This is a genomic window from Flavobacterium sp. SH_e (genome assembly GCF_025717045.1).
In the GTDB taxonomy this organism is placed as follows: Bacteria; Bacteroidota; Bacteroidia; order Flavobacteriales; family Flavobacteriaceae; genus Flavobacterium.
The window spans coordinates 1-217 of record NZ_JAOVZN010000017.1 but is presented as its reverse complement, the minus strand read 5'-3'; the positions used below and the strand labels follow the sequence as shown (position 1 = coordinate 217).

Sequence of the window (217 nt, the reverse complement as noted above, 5' to 3'; positions counted from 1 at the left end):
TCCGGCAGGAAGGTTTGAAACGGAAGCTGCTGTTCCGACTTCAGCATCAGCGCTGTTTTTCCAAGAATAGGCAACAGTTCCCACAGAGTTTGCTACAGTTCCCGCAGTCACAGTTCCGGTGCTTGCTCCATAGCATGAAGCATCTGTTTTAGAAGAAGCTCCCAAAGCTAAAGCTGCAGAAGGCTGTCCAACAGTCACAGAATTTGTCTGAGAAGAG

The 217-nt window shown here is 48.8% G+C and carries 1 protein-coding gene; it reads right to left on the bottom strand.

From position 1 onward, the window contains the following. Positions 1-217, bottom strand: a 217-nt coding sequence (locus tag OD917_RS22545; RefSeq protein WP_263525619.1) for a hypothetical protein, incomplete at both ends; no start/stop codon positions are given.